The 22840-nt window shown below is 66.3% G+C and carries 22 protein-coding genes and 1 other RNA gene; 15 read left to right on the top strand and 8 right to left on the bottom strand.

The genetic code is table 11. The annotated features are described in order from the left end of the window. Positions 1 to 19 precede the first annotated feature (19 nt). The 5 genes from trxA to M6E97_RS23240 all read left to right on the top strand — a co-directional run bounded on the left by trxA (position 20) and on the right by M6E97_RS23240 (position 6421). Complete coding sequence (gene trxA, locus M6E97_RS23260; protein WP_003096336.1) at positions 20 to 346, top strand: thioredoxin TrxA; 327 nt, start codon at positions 20 to 22, stop codon at positions 344 to 346. Between the two features lie 244 nt (positions 347 to 590). Next, the gene (gene rho / locus M6E97_RS23255; protein WP_003096334.1) at positions 591 to 1850 is read left to right on the top strand and encodes a transcription termination factor Rho; all 1260 of its coding nucleotides are present in this window, start codon (positions 591 to 593) and stop codon (positions 1848 to 1850) included. Between the two features lie 69 nt (positions 1851 to 1919). Then, positions 1920 to 3908: an acyltransferase family protein gene (locus M6E97_RS23250; protein ID WP_023094939.1), complete on the top strand. Its 1989-nt coding sequence runs from the start codon at positions 1920 to 1922 to the stop codon at positions 3906 to 3908. Positions 3909 to 3986: 78 nt separating this feature from the next. Continuing rightward, entirely contained in the window at positions 3987 to 5453 is a 1467-nt protein-coding gene (gene ubiD, locus M6E97_RS23245) for a 4-hydroxy-3-polyprenylbenzoate decarboxylase (RefSeq protein ID WP_003096332.1), read from the top strand. Beyond that, the gene (locus tag M6E97_RS23240) at positions 5453 to 6421 is read left to right on the top strand and encodes a CDP-6-deoxy-delta-3,4-glucoseen reductase (protein ID WP_003096331.1); all 969 of its coding nucleotides are present in this window, start codon (positions 5453 to 5455) and stop codon (positions 6419 to 6421) included. The genes ubiD and M6E97_RS23240 overlap by 1 nt, the downstream gene beginning before the upstream one ends. Positions 6422 to 6457: 36 nt before the next feature. Here the strand turns inward: M6E97_RS23240 and glpT are convergent, their stop codons facing one another. Next, a complete protein-coding gene (gene glpT, locus M6E97_RS23235; protein ID WP_003096330.1) occupies positions 6458 to 7804 on the bottom strand; it encodes a glycerol-3-phosphate transporter in 1347 nt (448 codons plus the stop codon). Between the two features lie 249 nt (positions 7805 to 8053). Beyond that, entirely contained in the window at positions 8054 to 9031 is a 978-nt protein-coding gene (locus M6E97_RS23230; protein ID WP_003096329.1) for an NADPH:quinone oxidoreductase family protein, read from the bottom strand. Positions 9032 to 9185: 154 nt separating this feature from the next. On the opposite strand from M6E97_RS23230, the gene M6E97_RS23225 reads away from it, so the two are divergent. From M6E97_RS23225 to M6E97_RS23210, 4 genes are all read left to right on the top strand, one after another. Beyond that, positions 9186 to 9605 carry a flagellar basal body-associated protein FliL gene (locus M6E97_RS23225; protein ID WP_003096328.1) on the top strand — a complete coding sequence of 140 codons (420 nt, stop codon included), beginning with the start codon at positions 9186 to 9188 and terminating at the stop codon, positions 9603 to 9605. A gap of 206 nt (positions 9606 to 9811) precedes the next feature. Beyond that, entirely contained in the window at positions 9812 to 10885 is a 1074-nt protein-coding gene (locus M6E97_RS23220) for an HlyD family secretion protein (protein ID WP_003136086.1), read from the top strand. Continuing rightward, positions 10882 to 13632: a ribosome-associated ATPase/putative transporter RbbA gene (gene rbbA / locus M6E97_RS23215; RefSeq protein WP_003110670.1), complete on the top strand. Its 2751-nt coding sequence runs from the start codon at positions 10882 to 10884 to the stop codon at positions 13630 to 13632. The genes M6E97_RS23220 and rbbA overlap by 4 nt, the downstream gene beginning before the upstream one ends. A gap of 3 nt (positions 13633 to 13635) precedes the next feature. After that, on the top strand, positions 13636 to 14760 hold the full coding sequence (locus tag M6E97_RS23210) for an ABC transporter permease (protein ID WP_003110669.1): 1125 nt from the start codon (positions 13636 to 13638) through the stop codon (positions 14758 to 14760). 9 nt (positions 14761 to 14769) lie between these two features. Here M6E97_RS23210 and M6E97_RS23205 read toward each other — a convergent pair whose 3' ends face one another. After that, complete coding sequence (locus tag M6E97_RS23205) at positions 14770 to 15228, bottom strand: EVE domain-containing protein (protein WP_003096326.1); 459 nt, start codon at positions 15226 to 15228, stop codon at positions 14770 to 14772. A gap of 184 nt (positions 15229 to 15412) precedes the next feature. Here M6E97_RS23205 and M6E97_RS23200 point away from each other — a divergent pair, with 184 nt between their 5' ends. Next, a complete protein-coding gene (locus M6E97_RS23200) occupies positions 15413 to 15544 on the top strand; it encodes a hypothetical protein (protein ID WP_003096323.1) in 132 nt (43 codons plus the stop codon). A 50-nt stretch (positions 15545 to 15594) separates the two neighbouring features. On the opposite strand, the gene M6E97_RS23195 is transcribed toward M6E97_RS23200, so the two are convergent. The 4 genes from M6E97_RS23195 to M6E97_RS23180 form a co-directional block, all read right to left on the bottom strand. Continuing rightward, complete coding sequence (locus M6E97_RS23195; protein WP_003096321.1) at positions 15595 to 16206, bottom strand: 5-formyltetrahydrofolate cyclo-ligase; 612 nt, start codon at positions 16204 to 16206, stop codon at positions 15595 to 15597. Positions 16207 to 16215: 9 nt separating this feature from the next. Further along, positions 16216 to 16394: non-coding RNA, 6S RNA (gene ssrS, locus M6E97_RS23190), on the bottom strand. 33 nt (positions 16395 to 16427) lie between these two features. Continuing rightward, positions 16428 to 16742 carry a cell division protein ZapA gene (locus tag M6E97_RS23185; protein ID WP_003096316.1) on the bottom strand — a complete coding sequence of 105 codons (315 nt, stop codon included), beginning with the start codon at positions 16740 to 16742 and terminating at the stop codon, positions 16428 to 16430. Continuing rightward, complete coding sequence (locus tag M6E97_RS23180; protein ID WP_003096314.1) at positions 16739 to 16948, bottom strand: TIGR02449 family protein; 210 nt, start codon at positions 16946 to 16948, stop codon at positions 16739 to 16741. The genes M6E97_RS23185 and M6E97_RS23180 overlap by 4 nt, the downstream gene beginning before the upstream one ends. A 188-nt stretch (positions 16949 to 17136) precedes the next feature. Here M6E97_RS23180 and M6E97_RS23175 point away from each other — a divergent pair, with 188 nt between their 5' ends. Genes M6E97_RS23175 through M6E97_RS23155 form a run of 5 tightly spaced genes read left to right on the top strand, consistent with a single transcriptional unit; the run spans position 17137 to position 21960 of the window. Then, positions 17137 to 17691, top strand: a complete 555-nt coding sequence (locus tag M6E97_RS23175) for a YecA family protein (RefSeq protein ID WP_003099193.1) — start codon at positions 17137 to 17139, stop codon at positions 17689 to 17691. Between the two features lie 9 nt (positions 17692 to 17700). After that, a complete protein-coding gene (pepP, locus tag M6E97_RS23170) occupies positions 17701 to 19035 on the top strand; it encodes a Xaa-Pro aminopeptidase (protein ID WP_023876155.1) in 1335 nt (444 codons plus the stop codon). A 7-nt stretch (positions 19036 to 19042) separates the two neighbouring features. Next, entirely contained in the window at positions 19043 to 20227 is a 1185-nt protein-coding gene (ubiH, locus tag M6E97_RS23165) for a 2-octaprenyl-6-methoxyphenyl hydroxylase (RefSeq protein WP_003096305.1), read from the top strand. A 4-nt stretch (positions 20228 to 20231) separates the two neighbouring features. Further along, positions 20232 to 20714: a hotdog fold domain-containing protein gene (locus M6E97_RS23160; RefSeq protein ID WP_003099189.1), complete on the top strand. Its 483-nt coding sequence runs from the start codon at positions 20232 to 20234 to the stop codon at positions 20712 to 20714. 28 nt (positions 20715 to 20742) lie between these two features. Then, positions 20743 to 21960, top strand: coding sequence for a 2-octaprenyl-3-methyl-6-methoxy-1,4-benzoquinol hydroxylase (locus tag M6E97_RS23155; protein ID WP_003110667.1), 1218 nt, complete (start codon positions 20743 to 20745; stop codon positions 21958 to 21960). 37 nt (positions 21961 to 21997) lie between these two features. Here M6E97_RS23155 and M6E97_RS23150 read toward each other — a convergent pair whose 3' ends face one another. Continuing rightward, on the bottom strand, positions 21998 to 22819 hold the full coding sequence (locus tag M6E97_RS23150; RefSeq protein ID WP_003118038.1) for a hypothetical protein: 822 nt from the start codon (positions 22817 to 22819) through the stop codon (positions 21998 to 22000). Positions 22820 to 22840: the final 21 nt, after the last annotated feature.

The following is a 22840-nucleotide window of genomic DNA, read 5'->3' as shown; positions in this document are numbered from 1 at the left end:
CCGACTACGGAGAGATTTCATGAGCGAACATATCGTCAACGTTACTGATGCCAGCTTCGAGCAGGACGTGCTGAAGGCCGACGGCCCTGTGCTGGTGGACTACTGGGCCGAGTGGTGCGGTCCGTGCAAGATGATCGCGCCGGTGCTGGACGAAGTCGCCAGGGACTATCAGGGCAAGCTGAAGGTCTGCAAGCTGAACATCGACGAGAACCAGGACACCCCGCCGAAGTACGGCGTGCGTGGCATCCCTACCCTGATGCTGTTCAAGGACGGCAATGTCGAGGCGACCAAGGTCGGCGCACTGTCCAAGTCGCAGCTGGCGGCCTTCCTCGACGCCAATATCTGAGCCGGGCCCAGGCCTCGCTGGAAAGCCCCGCGATTCGCGGGGCTTTTTTTTGCGTTTCTATAGACGCCACGCGGCCACGGTGTTAAATTCGGGTTCGCGACGTTTTTTCCGTCGCCTTCTGCATGCCGTCCCGGACGCACTTCCTACTCGAACTTTCTAGCGCTCCTGTCGCCCCCTTGCGACACGGCTTTCCCAAGCTCGACGCTTTCTCCAATTCCTCTTTCTGCGTACCTATCTCTTTCCTATGAATCTGACCGAACTCAAGCAAAAGCCGATTGCCGAACTGCTGGAAATGTCCGATGCCATGGGCCTGGAAAACATGGCCCGTTCGCGCAAGCAGGACATCATCTTCGCCCTGCTGAAGAAGCACGCGAAAAGTGGTGAAGAGATCTCCGGCGATGGCGTGCTGGAGATTCTTCAGGACGGCTTCGGCTTCCTGCGCTCCGCCGACTCTTCCTACCTGGCCGGCCCCGACGACATCTATGTCTCGCCGAGCCAGATCCGGCGCTTCAACCTGCGCACGGGCGACACCATCATCGGCAAGATCCGGCCGCCGAAAGAGGGCGAACGCTACTTCGCCCTGCTCAAGGTCGACTCGATCAACTTCGATCGTCCGGAGAATGCGAAGAACAAGATTCTCTTCGAGAACCTGACGCCGCTGTTCCCCAACGAGCGGATGAAGATGGAAGCCGGCAACGGCTCCACCGAAGACCTGACCGGCCGCGTCATCGACCTCTGCGCGCCGATCGGCAAGGGCCAGCGCGGCCTGATCGTGGCGCCGCCGAAGGCGGGCAAGACCATCATGCTGCAGAACATCGCCAGCAACATCACCCGCAACAACCCCGAATGCCACCTGATCGTCCTGCTGATCGACGAGCGCCCTGAGGAAGTGACCGAAATGCAGCGCACCGTGCGCGGCGAAGTGGTCGCCTCGACCTTTGACGAACCGCCGACCCGTCACGTACAGGTCGCCGAGATGGTGATCGAGAAGGCCAAGCGCCTGGTCGAGCACAAGAAGGACGTGGTCATCCTGCTCGACTCCATCACCCGTCTGGCGCGGGCCTACAACACCGTGATCCCCAGCTCCGGCAAGGTGCTCACCGGCGGTGTCGACGCCCATGCCCTGGAGAAGCCGAAGCGCTTCTTCGGCGCCGCGCGGAACATCGAAGAGGGCGGTTCTCTTACGATTCTCGCCACGGCGTTGGTGGAAACCGGCTCGAAGATGGACGAGGTGATCTACGAGGAATTCAAGGGTACCGGCAACATGGAACTCCCATTGGATCGCAAGATCGCCGAGAAGCGCGTGTTCCCGGCCATCAACATCAACCGTTCGGGTACCCGCCGCGAAGAGCTGCTGACCAGCGAGGACGAGCTCCAGCGCATGTGGATCCTGCGCAAGATCCTGCACCCGATGGACGAGATCTCCGCGATCGAATTCCTCATCGACAAGCTCAAGCAGACCAAGACCAACGATGAGTTCTTCGATTCGATGAAACGAAAGTAGTCTTCGAGAGTACCAAACAAAGGCGCTCCGGTTGACCGGGGCGCCTTTTGCATATCTGGAGGGACGTGGATGTCGAGCCTGGCCTATCGAAGGGACATCGATGGTTTGCGAGCGTTGGCCATTCTGCCGGTGGTGTTCTACCACCTTGGCTTGGGGGGCATCACCGGCGGCTATGTGGGCGTCGATGTTTTCCTGGTCATTTCCGGCTACCTGATCACTTCGATCATCCGGCGCGAGCAGCAGGCCGGACGTTTCAGCTTCGTCGACTTCTGGGCGCGCCGGGCACGCCGCATTCTCCCCGCGCTGTTCGTGATGATGGCGGCGAGCCTGGTGATCGGCTGGTTCCTCATGGCGCCGCGCGACTACGAAGAGTTAGGGCGTTCGGTTCGCTACCAGACGATGTTCGCCTCGAACATCCTGTTCTGGAAGCAGGATGGCTATTTCGACGCCGCGTCCGAATTCAAGCCGCTATTGCATACCTGGTCGTTGTCGGTGGAAGAGCAGTTCTACATTCTCTTCCCTCTACTGCTGGCCGCGGTCTCCGGGCGTCTGCTGCGCTGGCGGCTCGCCATCCTCCTCGCGGTCCTGGCGCTATCGCTGGCGGCCAGCGTCTGGGCGGTGAACCAGCGACCTGGCAGTGCATTCTTCCTCCTGCCGATGCGCGCCTGGGAACTCCTGGCGGGTGCCGCGCTGGCATTGCTGCCGGGCGGTAGCCGCGGTCATTCGCAGTGGTCCCTGCAACTGGCGGCCACCCTCGGGATAGCGGCGATTCTCCTGCCGGTGTTCTTCTACGACAGCGACACTCCTTTCCCCGGCCTCGCGGCGCTGCCGGCGGTGCTTGGCACCGCCCTGCTGATCTGGGCCAACGGCGCCGGCGACACCTGGGCTCGCCGCCTGCTGGGCTGGCAACCGCTGGTCTGGTTCGGTCTGATCTCCTATTCGCTGTACCTCTGGCACTGGCCGTTGTACGTCTTCGTCCAGTACCACGCACTGGAGACCCTGGGCCTGCCGGCACGCCTGGGGTTGCTGGCGGCGAGCATCGGCCTGGCGGCACTGTCGCTGTACTACGTCGAGGCACCGTTCCGCGAGCGCAAGCTGTTCGCCGGGCGCCGGCAGATGCTTGGCGCGGCGCTGTGCAGCTTGCTGCTGCTGGGAGTCGTCGGCCAGTTGGTGCGGCATTACGACGGCGTGCCGTCGCGTCTTTCCGAGGAAGCCTTGCGTTATGCCAAGGCGTCCAAATGGCGCGATGGGCAGACCGACTGCATGTTCGACAAGAAGGCGCTCAGTCAGGAAAGCATCTGCCGCTTCCCGGCGGAACTGGCTGCCGAACGACCGCTGCTGGTCAGTTGGGGCGACAGCCATTCCGCGGCGTTGAGCCCGCTGCTGCGCGAACTGGCTACCAGTCGCCGACTGCCGATCTGGCAGGCTTCGCTGGCGGGCTGTCCGCCGTTGCTGGGGATGTTGGAAAAGGACACTTGCCTGCGTTTCAACCAGCAGATGCTCGAGTTCGTCGAACAGCAGCGGCCGGGCGGGGTGATCCTCGCCGGGCGCTGGGACATGTATATATACGGCGACTCGCAGGACGGTACCCGCAACATTCTCCGCGAGCCGGACGACACGCCGGACAGCTCGATCGCCGAGGCGCTGCTGCGGCAACGCCTGAGCGGGATGATCGAAAGGCTGAACGCGGCCGACGTACATGTCTGGCTGGTCAAGGACGTACCGCTGCTGCCATTCAAGGCACCGGCGCGGCTGGTGCGGCTGAGTCTGAGCGGGGAGGATGTCGGGCGCGCACGTTTTCCCTTCGCTGAGCACACTGCGCGCGTCGCCTACGTGAATGCGCTGTTCGATGCGCTGGCCGAAGGCAACCCGCGGGTGAGCGTGATCGACCCCTCCAGCGTGCTCTGCGATGGCCGGGATTGTTTCGCCGAACGTGATGGCTGGTCGCTGTACATGGATAACAACCACCTTTCGACCCAGGGGGCCCATGAACTCGGGCCTTTGTTCGAGCCGATGCTACAGAGCCTCGACGACTCGCGGATCGCCAGCCAGCAGTGACCGAATGCCGCGTTTGCCTGCTGCCGGATGGGCCGGGAGCAGGTAGGATGTGGGGTCTTGCAGTGAATGGTTAGGCCAATGACGTTCAAGGATCTCCGCGATTTCATCGCCCAGCTGGAGCAGCGCGGTGCGTTGAAGCGCATCCAGGTGCCGATTTCCCCCGTGCTCGAGATGACCGAGGTGTGCGACCGCACGTTGCGCGCCAAGGGCCCGGCATTGCTGTTCGAAAAGCCGACCGGCTTCGACATGCCGGTACTCGGCAACCTGTTCGGTACGCCGGAGCGCGTGGCGCTGGGCATGGGCGCCGAGGACGTCGGCGCGCTGCGCGAGATCGGCAAGCTGCTGGCGCAACTCAAGGAGCCCGAGCCGCCGAAGGGTCTCAAGGACGCCTGGGCCAAGCTGCCGATGTACAGGAAGGTCCTGTCCATGGCGCCGAAGGTGCTCAAGGACGCCCCCTGCCAGGAAGTGGTCGAGGAGGGCGAGGATGTCGACCTCGGCCGGCTGCCGGTCCAGACCTGCTGGCCGGGCGATGTCGGGCCGCTGATCACCTGGGGCCTGACCGTTACCCGCGGGCCGAACAAGGAACGGCAGAACCTGGGCATCTACCGCCAGCAGGTGATCGGCCGCAACAAGGTGATCATGCGCTGGCTCAGCCATCGCGGCGGCGCACTGGACTACCGCGAGTGGTGCCAGAAGCATCCGGGCCAGCCCTATCCGGTAGCCGTGGCGCTGGGCGCCGATCCGGCGACCATCCTCGGTGCGGTGACGCCGGTGCCGGACACCCTTTCCGAATACGCTTTCGCCGGCCTGTTGCGCGGGCATCGTACCGAGCTGGTCAAGTGTCGCGGCAGCGACTTGCAGGTGCCGGCCAGCGCCGAGATCGTCCTCGAAGGGGTGATCCACCCCGGCGAGATGGCCGACGAAGGTCCCTATGGCGATCACACCGGCTACTACAACGAGGTCGATCGCTTCCCGGTGTTCACCGTCGAGCGCGTCACCCGCCGGCAGAAACCGATCTACCACAGCACCTACACCGGGCGTCCGCCGGACGAGCCGGCGATCCTCGGGGTGGCACTGAACGAAGTGTTCGTGCCGATCCTGCAGAAGCAGTTCCCGGAAATCGTCGATTTCTACCTGCCGCCGGAAGGTTGTTCCTACCGGATGGCGGTGGTGACCATGAAGAAGCAGTACCCAGGGCACGCCAAGCGCGTGATGCTCGGGGTCTGGTCGTTCCTGCGGCAGTTCATGTACACCAAGTTCGTCATCGTCACCGACGATGACATCGATGCGCGCGACTGGAACGATGTGATCTGGGCCATCACCACGCGGATGGACCCCAAGCGCGACACGGTGATGATCGACAACACGCCCATCGACTACCTCGACTTCGCCTCGCCGGTCTCCGGCCTCGGCTCGAAGATGGGGCTTGATGCCACCCACAAGTGGCCGGGCGAGACCAGCCGCGAATGGGGGCGCGCCATCGTCAAGGACGAAGCGGTGACACGGCGCATCGACGCGCTCTGGTCGAGCCTCGGGATCGACTGATGCGTATCGTCCTGCAACCGTCCGGCGCCTGCCTCGAGCTGCTGCCGGGGGAACGCATCCTCGATGGCGCCCGGCGGCTCGGCTACGATTGTCCGCAGAGCTGCCGCAACGGCAACTGCCATATCTGCGCGGCGCTGCTGGTGGAGGGGCGGGTACGCCAGAACGGCGAGGTACGCGATCATGGCGAACTCTTCACCTGCCTCGCCGAGCCGCTGGAAGACTGCGTGCTGCATTGGGACGGGGTGCTGGCGCCGGGTGAACTGCCTCTGCGCAAGCTGACCTGCCAGTTGAGCTTCTGCGAAGAGGTCGGCGGCGACGTCTACCGGGTCGGCCTGCGCGCGCCGGCCGGCAAGCCGCCACGCTATCACGCCGGGCAGTACCTGTTGCTGGAGCGTGACGGCGGCGACAGCGCGGCGTTTTCCCTGGCCTCCGCACCGCATGCGGGACGCGACCTGGAGTTGCACATCCTGGCCAAGGAAGACAGTGCCGTCGCGCTGATCGCGCAGTTGCAGCGCGAGCGCCTGGCACGGATCCAGCTGCCGTTCGGCGACGCGCACCTGGCGGAACTGCCCGACGGTCCGCTGGTGCTGATCGCCGCGGGAACCGGCATGTCGCAGATGCACAGCCTGATCGAGCACTGTCGCGCCGCCGGCTTCGCCCATCCTGTACATCTCTACTGGGGCGTTCGGCGTCCGGAGGATTTCTACCGACTGCCGCACTGGACGGAGTGGGAAGGCCTGCCGAACCTGTTCCTGCACCGGGTGGTCAGCGACCTCTGTGGCTGGGAGGGGCGTTGCGGCTTGCTGCACGAGGCGGTGCGTGAGGATTTCGCCGACCTGTCGAGCCTGCATGTGTATGCCAGCGGCTCGCCGGCGATGGTCTACGCGACCCTGGATGCCCTGGTCGAAGCAGGGATGGACGCGCACCAGATGCGCGCCGACGTGTTCGCCTACGCGCCGCGGGACTGAACGCGGCTCCGGCCTGGCGCCGGAGCCGCCGCGTCATCAGCCGGCTTGCTGCGGCGCGGCCTGGACCGCGGGTTTGCGCAGGGTCAGGCAGAGGAACAGGATGGCCAGCAGGCAGGCGCCGATCAGCAGCTTGAAGCCACCGTCCCAGCCGAAGTGGTCCACCGTGTAGCCGACCAGGGCGTTGGCCGCCACCGAGCCGCCGAGGTAGCCGAACAGACCGGTGAAGCCGGCGGCGGTGCCGGCCGCTTTCTTCGGCGCCAGCTCCAGGGCCTGCAAGCCGATCAGCATCACCGGGCCGTAGATCAGGAAGCCGATCATGATCAGCGCGGCCATGTCGATCGCCGGGTTGCCGGCCGGGTTCAGCCAGTAGATCAGGGTGCCGACGGTCACCAGGATCATGAACACCACGCCGGTGGCGCCGCGATTGCCCTTGAACAGCTTGTCCGACAGCCAGCCGCAGAGCAGGGTGCCGGGAATCCCCGCCCATTCGTAGAAGAAGTACGCCCAGGACGACTTGTCGACGTTGAAGTGCTTGGCCTCCTTGAGGTAGGTCGGCGCCCAGTCGAGCACACCGTAGCGCAGCAGGTAGACGAACACGTTGGCCAGGGCGATGTACCAGAGCAGCTTGTTGCGCAGCACGTAGGTGACGAAGATCTCCTTGGTCGACAGCTCGCGCTCGTGGTGTTCGTCGTAGCCTTCGGGGTAGTCGTCCTTGTGCTTCTCGATCGGCGGCAGGCCGCAGGATTGCGGGGTGTCGCGCATGGCGAAATAGGCGAACACGGCTACGCCCACGGCGACGATGGCCGGCACGTAGAAGGCCGAGCGCCAGTCGCCGAACAGCGCCAGGCCGAGCAGGAACAGCGGGCCGATCAGGCCGCCGCCGACATTGTGGGCGACGTTCCACACCGAGACCACGCTGCCGCGCTCCTTCTGCGACCACCAGTGGACCATGGTCCGTCCGCTCGGCGGCCAGCCCATGCCCTGGGCCCAGCCGTTGATGAAGAGCAGGACGAACATGATGGCGACGCTGGAGGTAGCCCAGTGCGCGAATCCGAAAATGAACATCACCGCCGCCGACACCAACAGGCCGAACGGCAGGAAGACCCGTGGGTTGGAACGGTCCGAGACCAGGCCCATGATGAATTTCGACAGGCCGTAGGCGATGGCGATGGCCGACATCGCGACGCCCAGCTGGCCGCGACTGTAGCCGTCCTCGATGAGGTAGGGCATGGCCAGGGAGAAGTTCTTGCGCAGCAGGTAGTAACCCGCGTAGCCGATGAAGATACCGGCGAAGATCTGCCAGCGCAGGCGCCGGTAGGTGCTGTCCACCTCGGCATCGGGCAGTGGCGCCTGGTGTGGCGCGGGACGAAAGATTCCGAACATCGCGAGCTCCGCTTGTTGTTGTGTCGCGCCTTTTTACGCGGTTGCGAACACTACATTTTTCGTAAATGAAAAAATAGCGGAAATGTTACAGGTTGAGTGCATTGGTCGGAAATAAGAAAGCCCCGGTCGGAAACCGGGGCCTTCATAGGGGAAAAACATCTGACAGCGTGGGCCTCGGCCGGTGTATCGCTCCGGCCCGCCATGCCTTTCTCCGCAGGGGCGGGAGGCAATACTCGCCGCCTTCGTGGCTCAGCGAACCTCCACCACCACCTTGCCGACCGCCTTGCGCTGGCCGAGGGCGTCGATGGCGTCACCGGCCCGTTCCAGCGGGAAGCGCTGCGACACCAGCGGTTTCAGCTTGCCTTCGGCGTGCCAGGCGAACAGCTGGCGGAAGTTGTCAGCGTTGTCCTGCGGCTGGCGTTGGGCGAACGATCCCCAGAACACGCCGACCAGCGAGGCGCCCTTGAGCAGGGTCAGGTTGGCCGGCAGCGAAGGGATGCTGCCGCTGGCGAAGCCGACCACCAGCATCCGTCCGTTCCAGGCGATGCTGCGGAAGGCCTCCTCGAACAGTTCGCCGCCCACCGGATCGTAGATCACATCGACGCCCTGGCCGCCGGTCAAGGCCTTGAGCTGCTCGCGCAGGCTACCTTCGCTGTAGTTGATCAGTTCGTCGGCGCCGGCGGCCTTGGCCACGGCGAGCTTGTCGGGGGTACTGGCGGCAGCGATCACCCGGGCGCCCATGGCCTTGCCGATCTCCACGGCAGCCAGCCCGACCCCGCCGGAAGCGCCGAGCACCAGCAGGGTCTCGCCGGGTTGCAGGTTGGCGCGCTGTTTCAGGGCGTGCATCGAGGTGCCGTAGGTCATGCCGAAGGCGGCGGCGCTGGCGAAGTCCATGCCTTCGGGTATCGGCATCACGTTATAGCCGGGCACCTTGACCTGCTCGGCGAAGCTGCCCCAGCCGGTCAGGGCCATGACCCGGTCGCCGGGCCTGACGTGGGCGACCTTTTCGCCGACCGCGGCGACCACTCCGGCCGCCTCGCCGCCCGGGGAGAAGGGGAAGGGCGGTTTGAACTGGTACTTGCCCTCGATGATCAGGGTGTCTGGGAAGTTGACCCCGGCGGCGTGCACATCGAGGAGGATTTCGTTCTTCGCCGGGCTCGGGCTGGCGATTTCTTCCAGGACCAGGCTGCTGGCCGGGCCGAAGGCTTTGCAGAGGACGGCTTTCATCGGGGACGCTCCAGTTTGCGGTCCGGCCAGTGTAGGAGGGAGACGCCGGGGGTCAATCAGCATCGCCGCAACTGATGGTTGTCCATAAACCCCGGGCTTGGGCCCGGCCGAGAGTCTGGCTATGCTTGCCGGCATTCGTCGAGGAGATGCGCCCGTGAGAACCCCCATTGCCCTGTCGCTGGCCCTGTGCCTGAGTCTGTTCCCGTCGTTCGCCTCGGCCGAGGAGGCCGCGCCGGAAGGCGAGGGCGCGAACAAGCCGGTCTACGTCGACCTGACCCCGGCGCTGGTCGGCAACTACGGCAGCGGGCCGCGCCTGCAGTACTACAAGGCCGACATCGCTCTGCAGGTGGCCGACAAGGACGCGGCGACCAAGGTCGAGCATCACGAGCCCTTGATCCGCAACCAGTTGATCATGCTGTTCGCCCAGCAGACCGACCAGAGCCTGGGTACGGTCGAGGCCAAGGAAAGCCTGCGCCAGGAGGCGCTGAAGCAGGTCCAGCAGACCCTCGAGCAGGAAGAGGGCAAGCCGCTGGTGACCGACCTGCTGTTCAACAACCTCATCGTCCAGCCCTGAGGTCAACTATCCGTTCTGTCCCGCGCTCCCGGATGCGAGGCTCCGGGGATTCTGCTTTCCTGTGAGGTTCGGTCGGGCGCGTCTGACGTGCATCAACACCTGCGCGCCGCCCTGGAGGGACAATCGAGCCAGTGAAGTCCGCGGCGGCCGCGCTTTCCAGCGTGAGCGTCATCGCCGCGGCCTGGCCGAACGTGCGAGGAGAAGGGATGAAACAGGAAAGCAAACGGTGGCTGAGCCGTGCCCTGGTCGTGGCGGCGCTGCTCGGCGTAGGCGTGCTGGTCTGGCAGGTATCGCGACCGACCGGCCTGGGCGAGGGATTCGCCAGCGGCAACGGACGCATCGAGGCCACCGAGGTGGACGTGGCGGCCAAGCTTCCCGGGCGGGTCGCCGAGATCAAGGTCGACGAGGGCGACTTCGTCAAGGCCGGCGAAATCGTCGCGCGGATGGATACCCAGGTGCTCGAGGCGCAGTTGGCCCAGGCCCAGGCCCAGGTGCGCCAGGCGGAGAACGCCAAGCTCACCGCGACCTCGCTGGTGGCCCAGCGCGAGAGCGAGAAGAGCACCGCCCAGGCCGTGGTGGCGCAGCGCCAGGCCGAGCTGACAGCGGCGCAGAAGCGCTTCACCCGTACCGAGGCGCTGGTCAAGCGCAATGCCCTGCCGCAACAGCAACTCGACGACGATCGGGCGACCCTGCAGAGCGCCCAGGCGGCGTTGTCCGCGGCACGCTCGCAAGTGATTTCGGCGCAGGCGGCGATCGAGGCCGGGCGTTCCCAGGTAATCGAGGCGCAGTCGGCCATCGAGGCGGCCAAGGCCAGCGTCGCCCGGCTCCAGGCGGATATCGACGACAGCCTGCTCAAGGCGCCGCGCAACGGCCGCGTGCAGTACCGCGTGGCACAGCCGGGGGAAGTGCTGCCGGCCGGTGGCAAGCTGCTCAACATGGTCGACCTGGCCGACGTCTACATGACTTTCTTCCTGCCATCCATGCAGGCCGGCAGGGTCGGACTGGGCCAGGAAGTGCGCTTGGTGATCGACGCGGTGCCGGACTACGTGATCCCGGCCAAGGTTTCCTATGTCGCCAGCGTCGCCCAGTTCACCCCGAAAACGGTGGAAACCGCCAACGAGCGGGAGAAGCTGATGTTCCGGGTCAAGGCGCGGCTCGATCCGGCGCTGCTGGAAAAATACATCACCTACGTCAAGACCGGCGTGCCCGGAATGGCCTACCTGCGACTGGACCCTGAGGTCGAGTGGCCGGCCAACCTGCAGATCAAGGTTCCGCAATGACCGCTGGCGGGAGCGGCGTGGCGAGCCTCCGGGGCGTTTCGCTGCGCTACGGCGAGACGCGCGCGGTGGACGACGTCAGCCTGGAGATCCCGGCCAACCGCATGGTCGGCCTGATCGGTCCGGACGGGGTCGGCAAGTCCAGCCTGCTGGCGCTGCTGGCCGGCGCACGGAAGATGCAGGATGGCGAGATCCGCGTGCTCGATGGCGACATGCGCGACCGCCGCCACCGCCGGGCGGTCTGCCCGCGCATCGCCTACATGCCCCAGGGGCTGGGCAAGAACCTCTACCCGACGCTCTCGGTGTTCGAGAACGTCGACTTCTTCGGTCGGCTGTTCGGCCACGACAAGGCCGAGCGCGAGCGGCGCATCGCCGATCTGCTGCAAAGCACCGGATTGGCGCCGTTCGCCGAGCGTCCTGCGGGCAAGCTGTCCGGCGGCATGAAGCAGAAGCTCGGGCTGTGCTGCGCGCTGATCCACGATCCCGACCTGCTGATCCTCGACGAGCCGACCACCGGCGTCGACCCGCTGTCGCGCAACCAGTTCTGGGAGCTGATCGGCCGTATCCGCGCGGGCCGCGAAGGCATGAGCGTGCTGGTCGCCACCGCCTACATGGAGGAAGCCGAGCGCTTCGACTGGCTGGTGGCGATGGATGACGGAAAGGTCCTGGCCACCGGTACGCCGCAGGAGCTGCGCGAGCGTACCGGGACGCAGAGCCTCGAGTCGGCGTTCATCGCCCTGCTGCCGGAAAGCAAGCGCGCCGGCCACCATCGATTGGTGATCCCGCCGCGACCGCAGAGCGAAGGCGCGCCGCGGATCGCCATCGAGGCCGAGGGCCTGACCTGTCGTTTCGGCGACTTCGTCGCGGTCGATCACGTCAGCTTCCGTATCGAGCGTGGGGAAATCTTCGGCTTCCTCGGCTCCAACGGCTGCGGCAAGTCCACCACCATGAAGATGCTCACCGGCCTGCTGCCGGCGAGCGAAGGCACGTGCGCGCTGTTCGGCCAGGCGGTGGACGCCAGCGACATGGCGACCCGTCGCCGGGTCGGCTACATGTCCCAGGCCTTTTCCCTGTATGCCGAGCTGAGCGTGCGGCAGAACCTGGTGCTGCACGCCCGGCTGTTCCACCTACCGGCGGATGGTATCCCGGCACGGGTCGGCGAAATGCTCCGGCGCTTCGACCTGGAGAAGGTGGCCGACGAGCTGCCCGACGACCTGCCGCTGGGCATCCGCCAGCGTCTGTCGCTGGCGGTGGCGGTGATCCACAAGCCGGAGATCCTGATCCTCGACGAGCCCACTTCGGGGGTCGACCCGGTGGCTCGCGACGGCTTCTGGGAACTGATGGTCGAGCTGTCGCGCCGCGACGGGGTGACCATCTTCATTTCCACCCACTTCATGAACGAGGCCCAGCGCTGCGATCGCATCTCGCTGATGCATGCCGGCAAGGTACTGGCCAGCGATACTCCCGATGAGCTGGTGCGCCAGCGTGGCCTGCCGACCCTGGAAGCGACCTTCATCGCGTACCTGGAAGAAGCCGCCGGTGCCGCCGCGCCAGCGCAACCGGCCGAGGCGCCGGCCGTCGCGGAGCAGCCCGGCGATGGCCAGGGGCGCCAGGCGCAACGCCAACGCTTCAGCCCCCTGCGGCTGTTCAGCTATGCGCGCCGCGAAGCCATGGAACTGCGCCGCGACCCGATCCGCCTGACCCTGGCCCTGCTCGGCACCGCGCTGCTGATGTTCATCATCGGCTACGGCATCAACATGGACGTCGAGGACCTCTCCTGGGCGGTCCTCGACCGTGACCAGACCACCACCAGCCAGGCCTACGCGCTGAATATCGCCGGCTCGCGCTATTTCGTCGAACATGCGCCGATCACCGACCCGGACGACCTCGACCGGCGCCTGCGCAGCGGCGAGCTGAGCCTGGCGGTGGAGATCCCGCCGAACTTCGGGCGCGATCTCAAGCGTGGCTCCGATCCTGCCATCGGCGTGTGGATCGACGGAGCGATGCCGACCCGTGCCAACACCGTGCTCGGCTACGTGCAGGGCCTGCACACCAGCTACCTGGCGGACCTCTCGCGGCAGGTGGGTGGGGCCGAGGCCAGCGCGGCGGCCAGCACCGAGGTGCGCTATCGCTACAACCCCGACGTGGAAAGCCTGAAGGCGATGGTGCCGGCGGTGATCCCGCTGCTGCTGATCATGATCCCGGCCATGCTCACCGCCCTCGGCGTGGTGCGCGAAAAGGAACTGGGCTCGATCACCAACCTCTATGTCACCCCGGTGACGCGCCTGGAGTTCCTGGTCGGCAAGCAGTTGCCTTACGTCGCCATGGGCATGATCAACTTCCTGCTGATGCTGGTCCTGGCCATCGTGGTATTTCGCGTGCCGCTCAAGGGCAGCTTCCTGGCGTTGACCATCGGCGCTTTCCTCTATGTGGTCACCAGCACCGGCCTCGGGCTGTTCCTCTCGACGTTCATGCGCAGCCAGATCGCCGCTGTATTCGGCGTGGCGATCGCCACCATGATCCCGGCGATCCAGTTCTCCGGGCTGATCCACCCGGTGTCCTCGCTGGAAGGTGCGGCGGCCTGGATCGGCAAGCTCTATCCGACCTCGCATTTCCTGGTGGTCAGCCGCGGCGCCTTTTCCAAATCGCTGGGCCTGCCCGATCTCTGGGCCTACTACCTGCCGCTTGCCGCTTCCATCGTGGTGCTGACCCTGCTCAGCGTGGCCTGCCTGAAGAAGCAGGAGGACTGAGCGATGCGCAGCCTGGCCAACATCTTCAACCTGGGCATCAAGGAGTTCCGCAGCCTCGGCCGCGACTACGCGATGCTGGCACTGATCGTCTGGGCCTTCACCCTGGGCGTCTACAGTTCCGCTACCGGTATTCCGGAAACCTTGCATCACGCGCCGATCGCGGTGGTCGACGAGGACCGCTCGCAACTCTCGTCGCGTATCGTCAATGCCTTCCAGCCCCCGTACTTCCGGCCGCCGGAAATGATCGGGCATGCCGAGATGGATCGCGGCATGGACGTCGGCCTGTATACCTTCACCCTCGATATCCCGCCGGACTTCCAGCGCGACGTGTTGGCCGGGCGCAAGCCCTCGATCCAGGTCAACGTCGACGCGACCCAGACCGGGCAGGCGTTCTCCGGCGCGGGCTACATCCAGAACATCGTCGCCACCGAGGTGCGCGAGTTCGTCAGCCGCTACCGCGCGGAGCCGAGCATGCCGGCGCAGATCGAGGTGCGCATGGAGTTCAACCCGAACCTGACCCAGGCCTGGTTCGGCGGGGTGATGGAAGTGATCAACCAGATCACCATGCTGTCGATCATCCTCACCGGCGCCGCGCTGATCCGCGAGCGCGAGCACGGCACCGTCGAGCACCTGCTGGTGATGCCGCTGTCGGCCTTCGAGATCATGATGGCCAAGGTCTGGTCGATGGGGTTGGTGGTGCTGGTGGCGGCGGGGCTCTCGTTGCAGTGGGTGGTGCGTGGCTGGCTGGACGTGCCGATCAGCGGCTCGGTGGGGCTGTTCCTGCTCGGCGCCGGATTGCATCTGTTCGCCACCACCTCCATGGGCATATTCCTCGGCACGGTGGCGCGTTCGATGCCGCAGCTCGGACTGTTGACCATCCTCGTGCTGCTGCCGCTGAACATCCTTTCGGGCGGCAGCACGCCACGGGAAAGCATGCCGGAACTGGTGCAGAACATCATGCTGGCGGCTCCGACCACGCATTTCGTCAGCCTGGCCCAGGCGATCCTGTTCCGCGGCGCCGGTTTCGACATCGTCTGGCCGCAGTTCGCCGGCATCGTGGCGATCGGTTCGGCGTTCTTCTTCGGCGCGCTCTGGCGTTTCCGCCGGACCATCTCGCAGATGGCCTGAGCGATGGCTTCAGCGTTTCGCCAGCGGCAGGATCGCCTGCCATTCCTCGGCGCTGACCGGCATCACCGAGAGACGGCTGCCCTTCTGCACCAGGGCGAGGTTGGCCAGGGCGTCCTGCGCCTTCAGCCGGGCCAGTGGAACGACCTCGGCGAAGGCTTCGACGAAGCTGACGTCGCGGGCGCTCCAGGGATTCTTCTCGGCGCTGGCCTTGGGGTCGTGGTAAGGGCTGGCGGGATCCAGGGCCGTGGGATCGGGATAGGCTTCGCCCTCGATGCGGGCGATACCGGCGATGCCGGGCTGCGGGCAACTGGAGTGGTAGAAGAAGAACAGGTCGCCGGGGTTCATGCTGCGGATGAAGTTGCGCGCCTGGTAGTTGCGCACGCCATCCCAGCGGGCGGTTCCGAGGCGCTGCAGGTCGCGGATCGAGAGTTCGTCCGGCTCGGATTTCATCAGCCAGTAGGCAGGCATGAACTTTGCTCCTCTTTCGTAGATGTACGTAGGAAACGTCTGCGCGTGACCACCGGTCGCCGGTGTAATTGCGTATGACTTCAGCTTATCGGAAAATGCCGTTTTTCAGCGGGGCAGGGTGCTCAGGCGATAAGATAATCGCAAGGACCGGCCTCGAAAATTGCCTGGAAGGGGGAGGCAATCGATGAAGCGCAAGCCAGACTTGCTGTGGGTTTTGGTCATCATCTTCGGACTTGGGGTCGTCACCACCGGTTATACCCAGAGCCTCTGGGAACGACAGGCCAGTACGCCCGCCCAGGTGACGCAACAGCCGTAAGACTCGCCGGGTATCGCATGGAACGCGGTACCCAGGGTTCTCCCTCCTTCCTAGCGTTTCCCTGCCACGTACCAGCCCGCATCGGTCACCGTTCCCGCCAGGGGAATGTCCCAGCTGGCCAGCGCCAGTCGATCCACCTTCTGACATTCATGGGCCAGGCCGATCAGCGTCGGTTTGTGACCATTTTTGCGCCTCGCCAGGTAGGCCAGGCTGCGGTCGTAGAAGCCGCCGCCCATGCCCAGGCGCCCGCCCTGTTCGTCGAACCCCACCAGCGGCAGCAGTACCAGGTCCAGCGCCCAGGCCTTGCGCTGGCGGCCGGCGTCGGCCAGCGGTTCGCTGATGCGGAAGCGGTTGCGGGTCCAGCGTTCGCCGCTGCCGACCCGCTGGAACACCATGCGCGTCCGCGGCCAGGGCGCCAGCACCGGCAGGTAGGTGGCCTTGCCGCGCTTCTGCGCCGCACGCAGCAGCGGACGCGGGTCGATCTCGCCGTCGTTGGGCAGGTACAGGGCGATATGGCGGGCACGGCGAAAAAGGGGATGCTGCGCCAGTTGTCGATAGAGGGCGCGGGCGGCGAGGCGTTGCTGCAGGGGGGAGAGCGCGCGGCGCGCCTGGCGGAGCTTGCGGCGCAGGGCCGGGCGGCTGAGGTCTTGCGATTCGATCATGTGGAAAGGTAGCTCCCCGGTCGTGCCGCTGTCGGGTTAGCCCTTGAACCCGAAAGTTCAAGGTGGCGGTTGCAGTAGACCTTAAGGCTTTCCGTCGTGCGGACATGCACACCGGTCCAACTGGCAACCTCCGTTGTTGCAGTTATCGGCTCAGGGACATCACCGACTGGCCAACACACCAGGGAGCGGAGGCCAGTATACCCGAATTGGCCGTGCCCGGGTCAGGCTTCGCCGGCATCGGCCGGATTCGCCAGGGCGCGGTCGACGCGATCGAGCAGTTCGCGCACGCGCTCGCGGGTCGAGCTGCTTTCCTGGTCCAGGCGCTCCTTGCGGTGCAGCAGGTCGTGGGTGATGTTGAGGGCGGCCATCACGGCAACCCGGTCGGCGCCGATGACTTTGCCGCTGGAGCGGATCTCGCGCATCTTGCCGTCCAGGTAACGGGCGGCGCTTTCCAGGTTGGCGCGCTCGTCGTCCGGGCAATTGATGCAGTATTCCTTGTCGAGAATCTGCACGGTGAGGGTATTCGACTGGCTCATGTGTCCTGCTCCAAGGCTTTCAGACGCAAAATCATCGCTTCGACCTTGTGTCTCGCCATTTCGTTCTTTTCGATCAGATGAGCGCGCTCTTCGCGCCAGGACTTTTCGTTCGCCCGCAGCAGCCGGTTCTCCGCCTTGAGCTGTTCCAGCTTCTGGAGCAGCTGGTCGAACTTGGCCGTCAACAATTGCAGATCGGCGTCTTCCATGGGCTCTCGCTTGGGAATTGGGGTGATTGGACAACTATATAGGATCGTCCCCGGTCGGGGCCAATGCCCCGGCCGGGCCGGCGCGCCGGCAACCGGTCGCATGGTCTTGCCGGGGCGGGCGGTGCTAGGATAACCATCTTCATTTCACGTGTAGCGCCCCAATGGCGCCCAGCCGTCAGGGTCCCGAGATGTCCACTCAGAATTCCGCCTACAGCGCCTTTTCCTCCCTTCTCGCCGAGGCGGCCATGCCGGTCTCGCCGGCCGAACTGCACGGCCATCTGCTGGGTCGGGTCTGCGCCGGCGCCGGCTTCGACGAGGCCGCCTGGCAACACGCTGCCGCCGAACTGCTCGGCGGCGCGCCGGGCGAACGACTCAAGGCCGCGTTGTCCGGCCTGCTCGGCATGGTCCGGCAGGACTTTTCCGCCGGCGAGGTCGCCGTCGTCATGCTCCTGCCCGACGACGAAACCCCGCTCGCCCAGCGCACCGAGGCGCTCGGCCAATGGTGCCAGGGTTTCCTCGCCGGCTTCGGCCTCACCGCCCGCGAAGGCAGCCTGACCGGCGAGGCCGAGGAAGTGCTGCAGGACATGGCCGCCATCGCCCAGGTCCAGGGCCAGCTGGAAGACAGCGAGGATGGCGAGACGGACTATATGGAAGTCATGGAATACCTGCGGGTCGCTCCGCTGCTGCTGTTCGCCGAGTGCGGCAAGCCGCTGGAGCCCGCTCCCAAGCCTTCACTGCACTGAGGTTTCTGCATGATCCGTATCCCCAAGTCGGAGTACGCCCGTCGGCGCAAGGCGCTGATGGCGCAGATGGAACCCAACAGCATCGCCATCCTGCCGGCGGCGCCGATGTACATCCGCAATCGCGACGTCGAGCATGTCTACCGCCAGGACAGCGACTTCCAGTACCTCACCGGCTTCCCCGAGCCGGAGGCGGTGATGGCGCTGATTCCCGGCCGTGCCCACGGCGAATACGTGCTTTTCTGCCGCGAGCGGGATCCGGAGCGTGAACTGTGGGACGGCCTGCGCGCCGGCCAGGACGGTGCGATCGGCCAGTACGGCGCCGACGACGCCTTTCCCATCGGCGATATCGACGACATCCTGCCCGGCCTGATCGAAGGCCGCGACCGGGTCTACTACGCCCTTGGCGCCAATCCCGACTTCGACCGCCGGCTGATGGACTGGATCAACGTGATCCGCTCCAAGGCCCGCCAGGGCGCGCAGCCGCCGAACGAGTTCGTTGCCCTCGACCACCTGCTGCACGACCAGCGGCTGTACAAGAGCGCCAACGAAGTGAAGGTCATGCGCTACGCCGCCGAGGTCTCCGCCCGGGCGCACATCCGGGCGATGGAGGTGTGCCGGCCGGGGCTGTTCGAGTACCACCTGGAAGCCGAGCTGGAATACGAGTTCCGCAAGGGCGGGGCGAAGATGCCGGCCTACGGCTCGATCGTCGCCGCCGGACGCAACGCCTGCATCCTGCACTACCGCGAGAACGATGCGGCGATCAAGGACGGCGACCTGATCCTGATCGATGCCGGCTGCGAGATCGACTGCTACGCCAGCGACATCACCCGTACCTTCCCCGCCAATGGCCGCTTCAGCGCCGAGCAGAAGGCGATCTACGAACTGGTGCTGGAAGCCAACATGGCGGCGTTCGACTACATCGCCCCCGGTCGCCACTGGAACGAGGCCCATGAGGCCACCGTACGGGTCATCACCGCCGGGCTGGTGCGCCTGGGCCTGCTGGAGGGCGACGTCGACGAGCTGATCGCCCACGAGGCCTACAAGGCTTTCTACATGCACCGCGCTGGCCACTGGCTGGGGATGGACGTGCACGACGTCGGCGAGTACCGCGTCGGCGGCGAATGGCGGGTGCTCGAACCGGGCATGGCGATGACCGTCGAGCCGGGCATCTACATCGCCCCGGACAATACCTCGGTGGCGAAGAAGTGGCGCGGTATCGGCGTACGCATCGAGGACGATGTGGTGGTCACCCGCAATGGCTGCGAAGTGCTGACCAACGGCGTGCCGAAGACCGTCGCCGAGATCGAGGCGCTGATGGCCGCGGCCAAGAGCGAGGCAGCCTGAGGTGACGATGAGCAAGGTCAACCTGGCGATCATCGGCGGGGGCCTGGTCGGCGCCTCGCTGGCGCTGGCCCTGCAGGCCGGCGCTCGGGAGCGCGGCTGGTCGATCGTGCTGATCGAACCCTTCGCCCCCGGCAATGCCTACCAGCCCAGCTACGACGCCCGCTCTTCGGCGCTGTCTTACGGCAGCCGGCAGATCTACGAGCGACTCGGCCTGTGGCCGGCGATCGCCGAGCGCGCCGAGCCGATCCTGCATATCCATGTTTCCGACCGCGGCCGCTTCGGCGCCACCCGCCTGACCGCCATCGAGGAAGGCGTGCCGGCGCTGGGCTACGTGGTGGAGAACGCCTGGCTCGGCCAGTGCCTGTGGAAGGCGCTCGACCCCGAGGTGGTGCGCTGGCACTGCCCGGCCGAAGTGAAGACCCTGGAAGCCCGGGAGGGCGGTTACCGGCTTACCCTCGACGACGAGACGCAACTCGATTGCGAGCTGGCGATCCTCGCCGATGGCGGTCGTTCCGGGCTGCGCGAACAACTCGGCATCGCCGTGGAGCAGACGCCGTACCGGCAGACTGCGCTGATCGCCAACGTATCGCCCTCCGAGGCGCACCTCGGGCAGGCCTTCGAGCGCTTCACCCCCAGCGGTCCGATGGCCCTGCTGCCGTTGCCGGAGAACCGTTGCGCGCTGATCTGGACCCGCCCAGGCAAGGACGCCGAACGTCTGCGTGGCCTCGATGACGCGGCCTTCCTCGGCGAGCTGCAGGCTGCCTTCGGCTACCGCCTCGGCGCCTTCCGCCAGGTCGGCGCACGGCACTGCTACCCCTTGCACCTGGTCGAGGCCCGCGAGCAGGTGCGTCCGCACCTGGTGGTGCTGGGCAACGCTGCGCACAGTCTGCACCCCATCGCCGGCCAGGGCTTCAACCTGTCGTTGCGCGACACCCTGGCGCTGGTCGACGCCCTGCTCCACGACGACGCCCCGCTGGGCGAGTTCGCCGTGCTGCAGCGCTACCTCGATGGGCAGCGCCTGGACCAGCAGATGACCGTCGGCTTCTCCGACCGGGTGACCCGGCTGTTCTCCAACGACCGCGCGCTGCTCGGCGCCGGGCGCAACCTCGGCCTGCTCGGGCTCGACCTGCTGCCGCCGGCCAAGCGCTGGTTCGCCCGTCAGGCCATGGGCCTCGGCGCGCGGCCGCTGTAGCGCCATGCCGGTCTGGTCGAGGGCGCGCAAGGCCCGCCTGCTGCGCTTCGCCATGAACCTCTACCCGCCCTTCCTGGGGGCGGGCATCCGTGTGCGGCACATCGCCGGCGATTTCCGCGAGGTTCGGGTGCGCATGGGCCTGAACCGGCTCAATCGCAACTATGTAGGCACCCAGTTCGGTGGCAGCCTCTACGCGATGACCGACCCGTTCTTCATGCTGATGCTGATGGAGAACCTGGGCCGCGACTACGTGGTCTGGGACAAGGCGGCCAACATCGAGTTCGTCAGCCCGGGCAAGGGCCCGGTGCATGCGCATTTCAGCATCGACCAGAAGCTGCTCGACGAGGTCCGTGAGCGGACCGCCGGCGGCGAGAAGTACCTGCCCCGGCTGCACGCCGAAGTGCGCGACGACGCCGGCACCCTGGTGGCGCGGGTTCAGAAAACCCTGTACGTGCGGCTCAAGCCGCGCCTGCGGAACGCGGCCTGAAGAGGGCCCACGAGTGGAGAACGAGGATATGCACGCGGATCTGGTCATCGTCGGCGCCGGCATGGTCGGTAGCGCCCTGGCCCTGGCCCTGGAGGGCAGCGGCCTGGAGGTGCTGCTGGTGGACGGCGGCTCGCTCGACGTGGCGCCGTTCAAGCCGGAGGCGCCCTACGAGCCGCGGGTCAGCGCGCTGTCCGAAGCCAGCCGGCGGATTCTCCAGCGCCTGCACGCCTGGGACGGCATCGTCGCGCGCCGCGCCGAGCCCTATCGCGAGATGCAGGTGTGGGATGGCTCCGGCACCGGGCGGATCGGCTTCAGCGCCGCCAGCGTGCACGCCGAGGTGCTCGGCCATATCGTCGAGAACCGGGTGGTGCAGGACGCCCTGCTGGAACGCCTGCACGATTCCACCACCGGCCTGCTGGCCAACGCGCGCCTGGAACAGATGCGCCACTCCGGTGACGACTGGCTGCTGACCCTGGCCGACGGCCGTCAGTTGCGCGCGCCGCTGGTGGTCGCCGCCGACGGCGCCAACTCGGCGGTACGCCGCCTGGCCGGCTGCGCCACCCGCGAATGGGATTACCTGCACCACGCCATCGTCACCAGCGTGCGCTGCGAGAACGCGCACCGCGCAACCGCCTGGCAGCGCTTCACCGACGACGGCCCGCTGGCCTTCCTGCCCCTGCCGGACCGCGGCGACGAACACTGGTGCTCGATCGTCTGGTCGACCACCCCGGAACAGGCAGAACGGCTGATGGCGCTGGACGAGGATGGCTTCCGCGCTGCCCTCGGCGAAGCTTTCGAACGGCGCCTGGGCGCCATCCTGCATGCCGACCGGCGCCTGTGCATCCCGCTGCGCCAGCGGCACGCCAAGCGTTACGTCGAGCCGGGCCTGGCGCTGGTCGGCGACGCTGCGCACACCATCCACCCGCTGGCCGGACAGGGCGTGAACCTGGGTTTCCTCGATGCGGCGGTGCTGTCCGAGGTCCTGTTGCATGCCCTGGAGCGCGGCGAACGGCTTGCCGACGAACGCGTGCTGAGTCGCTTCGAGCGGCGGCGGATGCCGCACAACCTGGGCATGATGACGGCAATGGAAGGCTTCGAACGCTTGTTCCAGGCCGACCGGTTGCCGCTGCGCTGGCTGCGCAACGCCGGCCTGCGCCTGGTCGACGGCCATCACGAGGCGAAGGCGCTGTTTGTCCGCCAGGCGCTTGGCCTCAGCGGCGACCTGCCGGCGCTGGCACGAGTCTGAGCGGGGCGGCCCCCCCTGACGGGAGGGCCGCCAGTCCTCAGAACAGCGCCGCGCAGTCACGCATGACCTGCGCCTTGTTGCGCAGGTAGAGCCCGAACAGGTTGCGCGCGGCTTCTTCGTTCACCTCGATTTCCATCGCCTCGACGAAGGCGTTCACCGCCGCCGTGGCGTGGGCGAAGTGATTGCTCTCGGTGCCGCCGGTGTGCACCGTTACCCAGGCCACGGTGGCGCGGGCGCGTTCGGCGGGTACGCCCATGTCGCGGCTGAACCATTCCTTGTACAGCGGGTGGATGTACTCCACCTCGCCGTGGGTATAGACCTCGTGTACCAGCGTGGTCAGCAGTCCCTGCATCAGGTCGCGCTCGCGTAGGCGCTGGCGGTCGGTCCAGTCCTTGAACGCCTGCGCCGAAGGCAGGCAGTTCTCGCGCAGCAGCCAGCGGTCGTCGCCGCAAAGGGTGGTGGCCATGGTGTAGAAAAGATCGGCATGCACGGTGTTGCCGAGGGCGCCGAGGTCTTCGTCGGTGATCCGTTGCAGGCTGCCGCAGGCTCGATAGAGCTGGTCTGCCGCTGCCGAACCCTGTTCCGAACGGGCCAGCAGGGTCAGGCGATTGGCCAGCCCGGAAACGCTGGCCGCCGAGTTGTTGGTCTTCGACCAACTGGCGAAGAACTTGCGCAGCGGCTCGACCGCCTGGCGCCGGGCGGTGACCCGGGCGAAGGCGTCCTCGATGTCCAGCAACGACGCCGTTTCGTCCCAGAAGGCCCGGAACAGCGCATGGCGCAGGGTTCCGGCGGGCATGTCGTTGAGGACTGGCTCGATGACGCCGAGCAGCTTGCTGTGGGGGGTGATGACATGGTTCATGGCTAACCTCCTGTCGGTTCT

It is taken from the genome of Pseudomonas sp. B111 (assembly GCF_026428275.1).
Lineage (GTDB): Bacteria > Pseudomonadota > Gammaproteobacteria > Pseudomonadales > Pseudomonadaceae > Pseudomonas > Pseudomonas aeruginosa.
The sequence above is the reverse complement of the archived record's forward strand: the minus strand, read 5'-3'. Positions and strand labels throughout refer to the sequence as shown.

Excerpts from the sequence above, each read along its gene's own strand:
- M6E97_RS23240 (WP_003096331.1), top strand. The coding sequence starts at position 5,453 with ATGCGTATCGTCCTGCAACCGTCCGGCGCCTGCCTCGAGCTGCTGCCG.
- pepP (WP_023876155.1), top strand. The coding sequence starts at position 17,701 with ATGATCCGTATCCCCAAGTCGGAGTACGCCCGTCGGCGCAAGGCGCTG.
- M6E97_RS23210 (WP_003110669.1), top strand. The coding sequence starts at position 13,636 with ATGCGCAGCCTGGCCAACATCTTCAACCTGGGCATCAAGGAGTTCCGC.
- M6E97_RS23185 (WP_003096316.1), bottom strand. The coding sequence starts at position 16,742 with ATGAGCCAGTCGAATACCCTCACCGTGCAGATTCTCGACAAGGAATAC.
- rho (WP_003096334.1), top strand. The coding sequence starts at position 591 with ATGAATCTGACCGAACTCAAGCAAAAGCCGATTGCCGAACTGCTGGAA.
- ubiD (WP_003096332.1), top strand. The coding sequence starts at position 3,987 with ATGACGTTCAAGGATCTCCGCGATTTCATCGCCCAGCTGGAGCAGCGC.
- M6E97_RS23195 (WP_003096321.1), bottom strand. The coding sequence starts at position 16,206 with ATGATCGAATCGCAAGACCTCAGCCGCCCGGCCCTGCGCCGCAAGCTC.
- M6E97_RS23150 (WP_003118038.1), bottom strand. The coding sequence starts at position 22,819 with ATGAACCATGTCATCACCCCCCACAGCAAGCTGCTCGGCGTCATCGAG.
- M6E97_RS23250 (WP_023094939.1), top strand. The coding sequence starts at position 1,920 with ATGTCGAGCCTGGCCTATCGAAGGGACATCGATGGTTTGCGAGCGTTG.
- ubiH (WP_003096305.1), top strand. The coding sequence starts at position 19,043 with ATGAGCAAGGTCAACCTGGCGATCATCGGCGGGGGCCTGGTCGGCGCC.
- M6E97_RS23155 (WP_003110667.1), top strand. The coding sequence starts at position 20,743 with ATGCACGCGGATCTGGTCATCGTCGGCGCCGGCATGGTCGGTAGCGCC.
- M6E97_RS23180 (WP_003096314.1), bottom strand. The coding sequence starts at position 16,948 with ATGGAAGACGCCGATCTGCAATTGTTGACGGCCAAGTTCGACCAGCTG.
- M6E97_RS23200 (WP_003096323.1), top strand. The coding sequence starts at position 15,413 with ATGAAGCGCAAGCCAGACTTGCTGTGGGTTTTGGTCATCATCTTCGGA.
- trxA (WP_003096336.1), top strand. The coding sequence starts at position 20 with ATGAGCGAACATATCGTCAACGTTACTGATGCCAGCTTCGAGCAGGAC.
- M6E97_RS23175 (WP_003099193.1), top strand. The coding sequence starts at position 17,137 with ATGTCCACTCAGAATTCCGCCTACAGCGCCTTTTCCTCCCTTCTCGCC.
- M6E97_RS23220 (WP_003136086.1), top strand. The coding sequence starts at position 9,812 with ATGAAACAGGAAAGCAAACGGTGGCTGAGCCGTGCCCTGGTCGTGGCG.
- rbbA (WP_003110670.1), top strand. The coding sequence starts at position 10,882 with ATGACCGCTGGCGGGAGCGGCGTGGCGAGCCTCCGGGGCGTTTCGCTG.
- M6E97_RS23230 (WP_003096329.1), bottom strand. The coding sequence starts at position 9,031 with ATGAAAGCCGTCCTCTGCAAAGCCTTCGGCCCGGCCAGCAGCCTGGTC.
- glpT (WP_003096330.1), bottom strand. The coding sequence starts at position 7,804 with ATGTTCGGAATCTTTCGTCCCGCGCCACACCAGGCGCCACTGCCCGAT.
- M6E97_RS23205 (WP_003096326.1), bottom strand. The coding sequence starts at position 15,228 with ATGCCTGCCTACTGGCTGATGAAATCCGAGCCGGACGAACTCTCGATC.
- M6E97_RS23160 (WP_003099189.1), top strand. The coding sequence starts at position 20,232 with ATGCCGGTCTGGTCGAGGGCGCGCAAGGCCCGCCTGCTGCGCTTCGCC.